This window comes from Micromonospora sp. NPDC049523, from assembly GCF_040676775.1.
Lineage (GTDB): Bacteria > Actinomycetota > Actinomycetes > Mycobacteriales > Micromonosporaceae > Micromonospora_G.
Genome location: NZ_JBFAPP010000049.1, coordinates 1 through 11690 on the forward strand (window position 1 = coordinate 1; position 11690 = coordinate 11690).

The following is an 11690-nucleotide window of genomic DNA, read 5'->3' on the forward strand; positions in this document are numbered from 1 at the left end:
GGCGCCCGCCGGGGTCGGCGGGCGCCACGTGGTATGGGGGTGCGGGGGGGTTAGTGCTTGGTGCTGGTGATTTCCTCGCGGTCTAGGGGTTCGACCGGGGGGTGGCCGGGCGAGACGGGGGCTTCGACCGGCTTTTCGATCGGGTAGAAGAAGCCCTTGATGGCCGGTCCGAGTGCTCCGAGCCGGTTCATCTTCTTCGGGACCACCCAGCCGACGTACTCAAGGCCACCGTGGCCGTGCTCGTCGGTGTCGGCCAGCGGCTGGTGCACCTCCATGAAGCGACCATCCGGCAGCCGGCGGATGATGCCGGTCTCGACACCGTGTACCAGTACCTCGCGGTCGTGCTGCTGCAGACCCAGGCAAAGCCGGTAGGTGACGTAGTACGCAAGCGGCGGCACCAGGATCAGACCGATCCGACCGGCCCAGGTCATCGCGTTCAGGCTGATGAAGAACTTGTCGGCGATGACGTCGTTGGCCCCGGAGAGGGTCAGCACCAGGTAGAACGAGACTGCCATCGCACCGAGAGCGGTACGGCTGGGGTTGTCCCGGGGGCGCTGCAACAGGTTGTGGATCTTGTTGTCCTTGTTCAACCGCGCTTCGATGAACGGGTAGAAGATCGGCAACATGGTCAGAATGCCCGGCAGCACGACGGTCGGCCAGAACAGCGGCGGGATGACGTACCCGTCACCGATCGGGAGGTTGATCTGCCAGGACGGCATCAACCGGGTCGAGCCGTCGAGGAACATCACGTACCAGTCGGGCTGGCTGGCCGAGGAGACCACCCATGCCTCGTACGGGCCGAACAGCCAGATCGGGTTGATCTGGAACAGACCGCCGAGCAACGCGATCACGCCGAAGACGATCATGAAGAAGCCGCCCTGCTTCAGCGCGTAGCGGGGGAACATCCGCTCCCCGACCACGTTGCTGTTGGTCCGGCCGGGGCCGGGCCACTGGGTGTGCTTCTGCTTGAAGACCAGGCCCAGGTGGGCAGTGATCAGCGCCAGCAGCAGACCGGGGATCAGCAGCACGTGAGCGATGTAGAACCGGCTGATGATGATGTCGCCGGGGAACTCGCCACCGAAGATCGACGAGGTCACCCAGGAGCCGATCACCGGGATGGAGAGCATGATCGCCGAGGCGATCCGCAGGCCGGTGCCGGAGAGGCCGTCGTCCGGGATCGAGTAGCCGCTGAAGCCGGCCAGGAAGCCGATCCAGAACAGCAGCGTACCGATGATCCAGTTCAGCTCACGCGGCTTGCGGAACGCGCCGGTGAAGAAGATACGCATCATGTGCACGACGATCGACGCCATGAACATCAGCGCGGCCCAGTGGTGCATCTGCCGCATGATCAGACCACCGCGGACATCGAACGAGATGTCCAGGGTGGAGGCGTACGCGGCCGACATGTGCGCCCCGCGCAGCGGCGCGTAACTGCCGTTGTACGTGACCTCGGTCATCGCGGGCTCGAAGAAGAAGGTCAGGAACACACCGGTCAGCAGCAGCACGATGAACGAGAAGAGCGCGATCTCGCCCAGCAGGAACGACCAGTGGTCCGGGAAGACCTTGTTCAGCAGCGCCCGCAACGGGGTGGCTACCTGCAGCCGGTCGTCGACCTCGCCGGCAGCCTTGCCCGGCACCGCTGCTACGTCGAACTTTCGGCGCTTCACGGCCGCTCCCAGAAGTCTGGCCCGACGGTCTCGGTGAAGTCGGACTTCGCCACGAAGAAGCCATCCTCGTCCACCTCGATCGGCAGCTGAGGCAGGCGGCGGCTGGCGGGCCCGAATACCGGTCGGGCATTGCTGGTGATCAGGAACTGCGACTGGTGACACGGGCAGAGCAGCCGGTTGGTCTGCTGCTCGTACAGGCTCGCGGGGCAGCCGGCGTGCGTACAGATCTTCGAGAACGCGATGTAGTTGCCCCACATGAAGTCCGCGTGTCCGGCGCTCTCGTTGGCCGCCTGGGCCCGACGGGCGTCGTCCTCGCGCAGGTGGATCAGGAGCGTCGGGGAGTCGGCGTGCTTGTTGCTGACGCCGTCCTCGATGCCCGGGAAGACCGTGAGCTGGCCACCGGCGCTGACGTCCTCGGGACGCAGCGGCGTGCCGTCCTCACGGGTCAGCCGGATCAGCTCGCCGCCCTCCTTGGGGGCCCAGCCGGTGGTGAACATCTGGTTGTTCTTGTGCGGCTGCTGGATCAGGCCACCGACCAGCGGCGCCGCGGCCACCAGACCCACCGGGGCGAGCCCGGCCAGCGCGGCGAACCCGAGCAGCGGCCGGCGCTTGAAGCCGAGTTCCTCGGCCATGTAGACGATCGTGCTACCGGCGATCTTCCGGTCCGTCGGGTCCGAGCCGCCGTCGTGCCGACCCTGGATCGACACCTCCTTCGGCAGCAGCTTCTTGCCCCAGGCCAGGATGCCGAAGCCGATGCCGAGCAGCGCCAGGCCGAGGGTCAGTCCGAGCAGCGGGGTGAAGACCTTGTCGTCGCCGGAGCCCGGCTTGTACTCCCACGGCCACCAGATGTAGATCGCCAGGAACGCGGTCGAGGCCAGGCCGGTGAGCAGGAAGAACAACGAAATCGTACGGGTCAGCCGACGCTCGGCCTTGGTGCCGAGCACGGGGAACGGCGGCTCGTAGTGGACGATCTCGATGCCGTCCCGCCGCGCGCCCTCCTTCATGACCTCGAAGTGCGACAGCCGGGGGTCGTTCAGGTCGAGCTCTTCGTGCTCGGCCGCCCCGTGGGTAGACGTGCCGGTGCTCATGACTTCCCCGCAATCCAGAGACTGGTGAAGACCAGCGCGACGATGCCAACCAGGAAGATGGCCAGACCCTCGGTGGACGGCCCGAACCGGCCGAGGTTGAAGAAGCCACCCGGGTCCTGCTCGTGCTTCAGCGTCTCCTGCACGAAGGCGATGATGTCGGCCTTCTCCTCCGGGCGGATCTGGTTGTCACCGAAGACCGGCATGTTCTGCGGGCCGGTGAGCATCGCGGCGTAGAGCTGCCGGTCGGTGGCCGGCTTCAGGTTCGGCGCGAACTTGCCCGAGGAGAGCGCACCACCGCCGCCGCCGAAGCCGTGGCAGGCGGCGCAGTTGATCCGGTAGAGCTCGCCGCCCTCGGCGACGTCGCCACCTTCCCTCAGGTTCTCGCGCTCGGGCACCTGCGGCCCGCCGCCGAGTTCCTGGACGTACTGGCCGAGCTGGGTGGTCTGGTCCTCGTTGAAGACCGGGGGCTTGCGCTCGGCCTGAGCCTCCTGGCGGCCCAGCGGCATGCGGCCGGAGCCCACCTGGAACTCGACGGAGGCGGAGCCGACGCCGATCAGGCTCGGTCCCCGGCCCTCGATGCCCTGGGCGTTGCGGCCGTGGCAGGAGACGCAGCTGACGTCGAACAGCGCCTTGCCCTCCTGGGCCGCGCTGGATAGCTGCGGGGTGTCCTGCGCCTGCAGACCCGGCGCGAACACGGTGTAGGCACCGCCGGCCAGGATCAGGGCGGCCACCAGGCGCACGGCGGCGCCCAGCCGCCGGCGGCCCCGGCTGCGCGGCGCGGACCGGCCGCTGCGCAGCCGCGCGAAGATGCCGCGTTGGCGATCGCCCCGGCTGCCCCGCGTCCCGGGGCCGCCCGCGTCGGAGCCGGCCGCGCCGGTTCGCGCGCTGGGGGTGTCAGAAGTCATGGCCTGTGTCCTTAACGGTGTCTCGACCTTTTCTCAGGGACGGGGCGGCGGCGCGCAAGGTGACGGCGCCATGATCACTGAAGCCAGTAGATCATGCCGTACAGCGCAATCCACACAACGTCGACGAAGTGCCAGTAGTACGACACGACGATCGCCGAGGTGGCCTGAGCCGGGGTGAACCGACCCATGGTGGTGCGCATCATGAAGATGATGAACGCGATCAGACCACCGGTGACGTGCAGGCCGTGGAAGCCGGTGGTCAGATAGAACATCGATCCGTAGCCGTCCGCGTTGATCTTGACGCCCTCGTGTACCAGGTTGCGGTACTCGTTGAGCTGACCAAGCACGAAGATCAGGCCCATCACGAAGGTGAGCGTGAACCAGCGCCGCAGCGCGTGCACGTCACCCCGCTCCGCGGCGAAGACGCCGAGCTGGCAGGTGACCGAGGACAACACCAGGATCACCGTGAACGTCGTCGCGTACGGGACCTTGAGCACCTCGGTGTGCTTCTCCCACTGATCCGGCGCAGCCGCACGGATCGAGAAGTACATCGCGAAGAGCGCCGCGAAGAACATCAGTTCGCTGGAGAGCCACACGATCGTCCCGACGCTGACCATGTTCGGACGCGTCAGAGAGTGGATCCGGCTCTTGTCAATGGCTGGGGCCGCTGTCACGCGGTCATTATTGCCCCCGATCAGCACCCGCGATCCTCGGGGTGGCAAAACCGGCACGAGTTCCGGGGTAGCTAACCTTGCCCGGTTCGACTGGCCTAGCCTGAAAAACGTGCTGCGCGTCGATCCGATTCACACCCTCACCTCGACCTTGACGCCGACCTTGGCGTCGGCCGAGGTTTCCGGTCCGCCCCCGTTCACCGTCTCCGCGATCTTCAGCCAGACCAGGCTGGACAGCTGGCTGGCGGTCGGTCTGGTGCTCGCCACCGGCCTCTACCTGTACGGGGTGCACCGGCTGCGGGTGCGTGGCGACCACTGGCCGGTCTCCCGGACGGTGCTGTTCATCGGCCCCGGACTCGGTTCGATAGCGGCGGTGACGGTCAGCGGGCTGCACGCGTACGACACCTCGCTGCTGTCCGTACACATGGTCCAGCACATGGTCCTGTCCATGGTCGCGCCGATCTTCCTCGCGCTCGGCGCGCCGATGACCCTCGCGCTGCGTACGCTCACCGGTGCGCCGCGTCGCCGACTGCTCGCGGTGGTGCACAGCCGGGTGGCCCGGGTGCTCGCCTTTCCGCTGTTCGCCTTCGGCCTGTTCGTGGTGAACCCGTTCGTGCTCTATTTCACGGACCTCTACCGCTTCACGCTCGAACACGCGTGGGCGCACGAGCTGATCCACGCCCACTTCATCCTCACCGGCTGCCTGTTCTTCTGGCCGCTGGTCGGGCTGGACCCGCTGCCGGGACGCTGGCCGTACCCGGCGCGGGCGCTGCTGATGCTGCTCTCGGTGCCGTTCCACACCGTGCTGGGGCTCACCGTGATGCAGAGTTCCACCCTGTTCGGCGGCGACTGGTACCCCTCGCTCGCCCTCGACTGGTCCGACCCGTGGGCCGACCAGAAGGTGGCCGGCGGCATCCTGTGGGCCGGTGGCGAGTTCGTCAGCGTGACAATGATCGCGGTTCTGGTGCTCCAGTGGATGCGCCAGTCCGAGCGGGAGGCCCGCCGGGTCGACCGTGAACTCGACCGCCAGGAGGCCCGCGAACTCGCCGCCGCCACCGTCTCCGCCGCCGGGGCGCCCTCCTCCACCACCACGCTCGACCCGACGGGCCCCGGCGAAGCCGACCCGCCCGCCGCTACCCCGTCCAGCACCGCCCCGACCCCGCCCGGCACCGCCTCCGCGTCGAGCGGGTCCGGCGGCGCGACCGGCTGAGATCCGTCCCCCGGCGCCTCGGGGGACGCGGCACCGGACCGCTCTTGAGTCACGGGCGGGCACGCCTGAGCCACGGGCGGGGCACGCCTGAGTCACGGGCGGGGCACGCCGTCGATCGCCCAGTCCCGCCATCCGGGCGGCCCGGGCCCCGGGCCACGGGTGGACCCGGCCCGCACAGCGGCGACCGGTACGATCAGCGGGCAGCTACGACCTGGGAGCCCTGGGACCGATGACCGAACGTCTTTACACCGTCCTGCTGTACAGCGACGACCCGCAGGTCCGGGACCGGATGCGCTCCGCCGTGGGCACCCGTCCGGCCAGTGACCTCTCGGTCGAGTTCGTCGACGCCTCCACCTACGCGGAGTGCGTCCGGCTGGTCGACACCTACGAGATCGACCTGATGCTGCTCGACGGTGAGGCGACCCCGGCCGGCGGCATCGGCATCGCCCGGCAGATCAAGGACGACCGTGAGGACGCGCCGCCCACCTGCGTGGTGATCGCCCGCGCGGCGGACCGCTGGCTGGCCGCGTACGCCCAGGTCGACGCGACCCTGGTGCACCCGCTCGACCCGGTGACCACCGGCCGGACCGTCTCCGACCTGCTGCGCGTACGCGCGAGCGGGGCGAGCAGCGCGGCCTGACGCTGGACCGGCCGTCCGCGCCCTGAGCGCGGCCGAGCCGACCGGGGAACCTGCGCCACAGCCCGTATCCCAACCCCCGCTCGGGAGGCCCACCGTGGGCGAACGGACCTGGTCGAACCTGCTCGCCGCGCTGCTGCGCGCCGAGGAACTGTCCACCGCCGACACGGCCTGGGCGATGGGCGAGATCATGGCCGGGTCGGCCACCCCGGTCCAGATCGCCGGGTTCGCGATGGCGCTGCGCGCCAAGGGTGAGACCTCCCCCGAGCTGGCCGGTCTGGTCGAGGCGATGCTCGCCAGCGCGGTGCTGGTGGACCTGCCGGACGAGATCCGGGCCGGCGCGGTCGACGTGGTCGGCACCGGTGGCGACCGGGCGCACACGGTCAACATCTCGACCATGACCGCGATGGTGGTGGCCGGGGCCGGCGTACGCGTGGTCAAGCACGGCAACCGGGCCGCCTCCTCCTCGTGCGGTGCCGCCGACCTGCTCGAATTCCTCGGCATCCCGCTCGACCTCAGCCCGGCCGGGGTGGCGCGGTGCGTCACCGAGGTCGGCATCGGCTTCTGTTTCGCCGCCCGGTTCCACCCCGGCTTTCGACACGCCTCGGTTCCGCGCCGTGAACTCGGCGTGCCGACCGCCTTCAACTTCCTCGGTCCGCTGACCAACCCGGGCCGCCCACGGGCCGCCGCGGTCGGCTGCTTCGACCAGCGGATGGCCCCGGTGATGGCCGGCGTGTTCGCCGGCCGGGGCGACTCGGTGCTGGTGATGCGCGGCGAGGACGGGTTGGACGAGTTCAGCACCGCCGCGCCGACCCGGGTGTGGGTCGCCGCCGACGGTCGGGTGACCGAGACTGTGCTCGACTCGACCGACCTCGGTCTGCCCCGTTCCGCCCCGGGTGACCTGCGTGGTGGCGACGCGACCTTCAACGCCGACGCGGCCCGCCGGCTGCTCGCCGGTGAGCGCGGGCCGGTCCGGGACGCGGTGCTGGTGAACACGGCAGCGGCCCTGGCTGCCGCCGGTGGCCTGGGCGGCGACCTGATGACCTCGTTGCGCGACGGGCTGCGGGTCGCCGAGGAGTCGATCGACTCCGGCGCCGCCGCCCGTACGCTCGACCGTTGGATCGAGGTCGCCACGGCCGCCAAGGCGTCCGAAGAAGCCTGACCCCTACCCGAGGGGCCCGCACCGGCCGTTCGGGGCTCTACCAGCACTTTCACCGGGCTGTACGCGTGTCTGCGTGCAGCCCGGTCCGCATCTCGGAGACCAATGCCGGATCTCGGAGACCATGGCGGATCTCGGGGACCATGCCAAAAAGCCGTCGACCGGGACGGATCCCGGTCGACGGCTTGATGTGTGTTGCCGGTGTTGCCGGCTGCCGGCTCAGTGCTCGGCCGGCTCAGTGCTCGGCCGGCTCAGTGCTCGGCCGGCTCAGTGCTCGGCGGTGCGCCGGGTGCCGGAGTAGTACTCGAAGAGCAGGCCGCAGGCGGAGAAGATGACCGCGAGCAGGCCGACGCCGATCAGCCACCAGAGCCAGAACACCAGGCCGAGGCCGGCGATGCTGGCCGACACGGCCAGGCCGAACGGCCAGTAGCTGCCGGGGCTGAAGAAGCCGATCTCCCCGGCGCCGTCCGCGATCTCCGCGTCCGGCCGGTCCTCCGGGCGGGGGTCGATCCGCCGGGAGACGAACCAGAAGAAGCCACCGCACATCAACAGGAGCAGGGTGGACAGCGCCAGCGCGGTGCTGCCGATCCAGTCGACGTGGCCCATCTGACCGTCGGTCCAACCCGCGTAGACGAAGGTCGCGATGAACAGAAAGACCGCGAGGATGCCGAATAGGCGCCACTCAGACTTCATGCCCGTCCTCAGCTTCCCACGCCGGTAGCGCTGGTCTTGTTGAAGTTGTTCTCGTCACGCCGGGTCTTGAACGGCTCGGTCGTGGTGGCCAGCGGGTCCTCGCCGATCGCGCTCAGCGCGTCCTGCGTCGACTGACCGGCCTTCTTCGCCGCCAGGAACTGGTCGTACTCGGCCGGCGAAACCACGCGCAGCTCGAAGTTCATCATGGAGTGGTACGTGCCGCAGAGTTCGGCACAGCGGCCGACGTACGCGCCCTCGGTGGTCAACCGGGTGACCTCGAAGACGTTGCGGACGCTGCCCGGGAAGACGTCCCGCTTGAAGAGCAGCTCGGGCACCCAGAACGAGTGGATGACGTCCTTGCTGGTCTCCTCGAACCGGATGGTCCGGTCGGTCGGCAGCACCAGGATCGGGATCACCTCGGTGGTGCCGAGCGTGGAGGCGACCGTGTTGGCGTCGGGTCCGACACCGTCGCGGTAATTGAACTGCCAGTTCCACTTGAACGCGACGACCTCGACGGTCACGTCCGGGTTCTTCGACGTCCGGTCGACGTCGGTCTGGATGATCGCGGTGTAGTAGAAGAGCACCGCCACGATGAGAACCGGCGCGATGGTGTAGAGGAACTCCATCGGCATGTTGAACCGGGTCTGTACGGGCAGCGAGTCACCGCGCTTGCGGTAACGGATGATGCACCAGAAGATCAGGCCCCACACGAATACGCCGACCGCGAGCGCGGCGATCGCCGACGCGATCCAAAGGTCGTACATGCGGTGCGACTGCGGAGTGATTCCGCCCTGCGGCCAACCGAAGCCGTCGACCGCCCCGCCGACGTCACAGCCGGTGAGCAGGGTCAGCAGCGCCGCGCCACCGACACCGAGCCCGGCGAGCCGGACGGCATTACGCCGTTGGCTGCGCCTTCCGGCCGTGGGCCGTACATCTGAACCCCTTGCGACCACCTGGTCCTGCCTCCCTAGCGCGCCGCTGGTGTCTGTTTTCCGTACCAACAGCAAAGGCGTCACCGACGGTCGCAGATTACTCGACCATGCCGGGCTGGACGGCTCTGGGGTCACTCTGTCCCCCAATGGGGATCTTGCTCGATCCGAGCCGGGTTACCGTTCACAGTGTGAACCCCGTAGCGCCGCCGGAGAGCGTAACGCCGGTCTACTTCGACACGGCCACCGCCGCACCGCTGCATCCGGTGGCCCGCCAGGCCCTGCTCGCCGCCCTCACCGACGGCTGGGCCGACCCGGCCAAGCTGTATTCGCAGGCCCGCCGGGCACGCCAGCTCCTCGACGCGGCGCGCGCCGCGACCGCCGACATCCTGCGGGTACGCCCCGACGAGCTTTCCTTCACCGCCAGCGGTACGACCGCGGCGCACGCCGCCGTGCTCGGCGGATTGGCCGGGCGCCGCCGAGCGGGCAACACGCTGGTGCACTCGGCGATCGAACACTCCGCGGTGCTGCACGCGGCCGGTCGGCACGTGGCGGCCGGCGGCGCGGCGGTCTCCGTACCGGTGGACCGGCTCGGCCGGATCGACCCGGCGGCCTGGTCGGCGGCGGTGACCGCGCCCGGTGTGGCGTTCGCCGCACTGATCAGTGCCAGTCACGAAGTCGGTACGTTACAGCCCGTGACCGCGGCGGCCGAGGCCTGCGCCACGGCCGGGGTGCCGCTCTACGTCGACGCGGCCCAGTCGGTCGGTCGCGTCCCGCTGCCGGAGGGCTGGTCGGTGCTGTCGGCCAGCGCACACAAGTGGGGTGGACCACCCGGCGTCGGGCTGCTGGTGGTCCGCAAGGGCACCCGCTGGCTGTCGCCCTACCCCGAGGACGAGCGGGAGGCCGGGCGTACGCCGGGGGTGTTGAACCTGCCCGCGATCGTGGCCGCGGCGGCCGCGCTGCGGGCGGTGACCACCGACGCGGCCGCGGAGGCGGCCCGGCTCTCGACCCTGGTCGACCGGATCCGGGCGACCGTCGCCGCGACGGTGCCGGACGTCGAGGTGGTCGGTGACCCGGACGACCGGCTGCCACACCTGGTCACCTTCTCCTGCCTGTACGTGGACGGCGAGGCGTTGCTGCACGCGCTGGACCGGCGCGGGTTCGCGGTCTCCTCCGGCTCGTCCTGCACCTCGTCGACGCTGGAACCGTCGCACGTGCTGGCGGCGATGGGAGTGTTGTCACACGGCAACGTACGGATCTCGCTGCACCGGGAGAGCACCGCCGCCGAGGTGGACCGTTTCCTGGCCGAACTCCCGACGGTCGTCGCCGACCTGCGGGCCGAGGCCGGGGTGGTGGGCCTGTGACCGCCGTCCCGCAGGATCCCGAGGTGCTGGACTGTCTCGGGCAGCGCTGCCCGCTGCCGGTGATCGCCGCCGCCCGCCGCCTGCCCGAGCTGCCGGTCGGCGCGGTCCTGCGGGTCCTCGCCGACGACCCGGCCGCCGCGATCGACTTCCCCGCCTGGTGCCGGATGCGCGGCCAGGAGTTCGTCGGAGCGGGTTCGCTGGACGGCTCCCCCGCGTACGACCTCCGCCGCCTGCACTGATCCTCCGCTTCGCCTTCCTCGCCACCACCGGGCGGATCCCCGGCTGCCGAACCCTGTTGTTGTCACTGTCCGACAGGGCTGAGCAGCCGTGGAGCGGTGTGCCCGGAAGCCGAGGGCGGATGCGGCGATGATTTTTCGGGTCGGCGGGGGTTGTTATTCCTGACGGATGTAATCGAGCCGGAGGGATTGGCCTACCCATGTCGACCAACGAAGAGCAGATCCGCGCGCTGATCGGGCGCTGGGCCGAGGCGGTGCACGGCGGCGACCTGAACGGGGTTCTCGCCGACCACGCCGAAGATGTCGTGATGTTCGACGTGCCGCCGCCGTACGAGGGGGTACGCGGGCTCGACGCCTACCGTGAGACGTGGCCGCCGTTCTTCGAGTGGCAGCGCGGGGGCGCCTCGTTCGAGATCGAGTCGCTGGAGGTCACCGCGGGCGACGACGTCGCCTTCGCGTACGCCCTGGCGCGCTGCGGCACCGACCAGGATCTCGCCGCGGAGCCCGACAACCGGCTCCGGCTGACCTTCGGCCTACGCCGGGAGGACGGCCGCTGGGTGATCGTCCACGAACACCACTCGTTCCCGCTGAACGACCCGGCGGACAACCCGGTCAGCGATGATCTCGACGCCGAGCGGGAGGTGCGAGAGCTGCACGAGCGGTGGTTCGCCGACACCGCCGCGAAGGACCTGGACGGCATGATGGCCGCGATCGCCGACGACGTCGTCTCGTACGAGCACGAGGAGCCACTGCGTTACGTCGGCGTCGACGCCGTACGCGAACTCTGTAAGCGCAACCTCGACGCCGCTGCGGGCGAGACTGCCGTCACCTGGACGGTCCCCGACCTGAAAATCCTGGTACGCGACGACCTAGCCGTCGCCTGGGGCCTCAACCACGTACGCATCGAGCCCCCCGACGCCCCGCCGATCGACACCTGGTCCCGCGGCACCCGAATCTTCGAACGCCGCAACAACACCTGGCTCCTAACCCACCAACACCTCTCCGTCCCCACCCCAAGCCGTTGATCATGAAGTTAGCGACGCCCGAACGCGAAAAATCCGGGGCGTACAAGAGGTTAAACCGCCGCACGGGCGGGGGGGGGGGGGGGGCCGCCGCGGTGGGGGGGCGGGA

11 protein-coding genes and 1 pseudogene are annotated in these 11690 nt (G+C 69.6%); 6 read left to right on the top strand and 6 right to left on the bottom strand.

Features of this window, described 5'->3' with window-relative positions; genetic code table 11:
* Positions 1 to 50: 50 nt before the first annotated feature.
* From AB0J90_RS35455 to AB0J90_RS35470, 4 genes are all read right to left on the bottom strand, one after another.
* Positions 51 to 1667 carry a cytochrome bc complex cytochrome b subunit gene (locus AB0J90_RS35455; RefSeq protein ID WP_363603472.1) on the bottom strand — a complete coding sequence of 539 codons (1617 nt, stop codon included), beginning with the start codon at positions 1665 to 1667 and terminating at the stop codon, positions 51 to 53.
* Positions 1664 to 2755: a Rieske 2Fe-2S domain-containing protein gene (locus tag AB0J90_RS35460; RefSeq protein WP_363603473.1), complete on the bottom strand. Its 1092-nt coding sequence runs from the start codon at positions 2753 to 2755 to the stop codon at positions 1664 to 1666. Before AB0J90_RS35460 ends, AB0J90_RS35455 begins: the two co-directional genes overlap by 4 nt.
* Entirely contained in the window at positions 2752 to 3660 is a 909-nt protein-coding gene (locus AB0J90_RS35465; RefSeq protein WP_363603474.1) for a cytochrome c, read from the bottom strand. The genes AB0J90_RS35460 and AB0J90_RS35465 overlap by 4 nt, the downstream gene beginning before the upstream one ends.
* A 74-nt stretch (positions 3661 to 3734) precedes the next feature.
* Positions 3735 to 4334: a heme-copper oxidase subunit III gene (locus AB0J90_RS35470; protein WP_363603482.1), complete on the bottom strand. Its 600-nt coding sequence runs from the start codon at positions 4332 to 4334 to the stop codon at positions 3735 to 3737.
* A gap of 127 nt (positions 4335 to 4461) precedes the next feature.
* Between AB0J90_RS35470 and AB0J90_RS35475 the strand changes: the two are divergent.
* From AB0J90_RS35475 to trpD, 3 genes and pseudogenes are all read left to right on the top strand, one after another.
* Positions 4462 to 5367, top strand: a pseudogene (locus AB0J90_RS35475) (cytochrome c oxidase assembly protein); the annotation flags it as partial.
* 403 nt (positions 5368 to 5770) lie between these two features.
* Positions 5771 to 6181 carry a hypothetical protein gene (locus AB0J90_RS35480; protein ID WP_363603475.1) on the top strand — a complete coding sequence of 137 codons (411 nt, stop codon included), beginning with the start codon at positions 5771 to 5773 and terminating at the stop codon, positions 6179 to 6181.
* 94 nt (positions 6182 to 6275) lie between these two features.
* The gene (gene trpD / locus AB0J90_RS35485) at positions 6276 to 7340 is read left to right on the top strand and encodes an anthranilate phosphoribosyltransferase (RefSeq protein WP_363603476.1); all 1065 of its coding nucleotides are present in this window, start codon (positions 6276 to 6278) and stop codon (positions 7338 to 7340) included.
* Between the two features lie 264 nt (positions 7341 to 7604).
* On the opposite strand, the gene AB0J90_RS35490 is transcribed toward trpD, so the two are convergent.
* On the bottom strand, positions 7605 to 8030 hold the full coding sequence (locus tag AB0J90_RS35490; protein WP_363603477.1) for a cytochrome c oxidase subunit 4: 426 nt from the start codon (positions 8028 to 8030) through the stop codon (positions 7605 to 7607).
* Positions 8031 to 8038: 8 nt separating this feature from the next.
* Positions 8039 to 8983, bottom strand: coding sequence for a cytochrome c oxidase subunit II (gene coxB / locus AB0J90_RS35495; protein WP_363603478.1), 945 nt, complete (start codon positions 8981 to 8983; stop codon positions 8039 to 8041).
* A 167-nt stretch (positions 8984 to 9150) separates the two neighbouring features.
* On the opposite strand from coxB, the gene AB0J90_RS35500 reads away from it, so the two are divergent.
* From AB0J90_RS35500 to AB0J90_RS35510, 3 genes are all read left to right on the top strand, one after another.
* A complete protein-coding gene (locus AB0J90_RS35500) occupies positions 9151 to 10323 on the top strand; it encodes an aminotransferase class V-fold PLP-dependent enzyme (protein WP_363603479.1) in 1173 nt (390 codons plus the stop codon).
* Positions 10320 to 10562, top strand: a complete 243-nt coding sequence (locus AB0J90_RS35505) for a sulfurtransferase TusA family protein (protein ID WP_363603480.1) — start codon at positions 10320 to 10322, stop codon at positions 10560 to 10562. The genes AB0J90_RS35500 and AB0J90_RS35505 overlap by 4 nt, the downstream gene beginning before the upstream one ends.
* Positions 10563 to 10759: 197 nt before the next feature.
* Complete coding sequence (locus tag AB0J90_RS35510) at positions 10760 to 11584, top strand: SgcJ/EcaC family oxidoreductase (protein WP_363603481.1); 825 nt, start codon at positions 10760 to 10762, stop codon at positions 11582 to 11584.
* Positions 11585 to 11690: the final 106 nt, after the last annotated feature.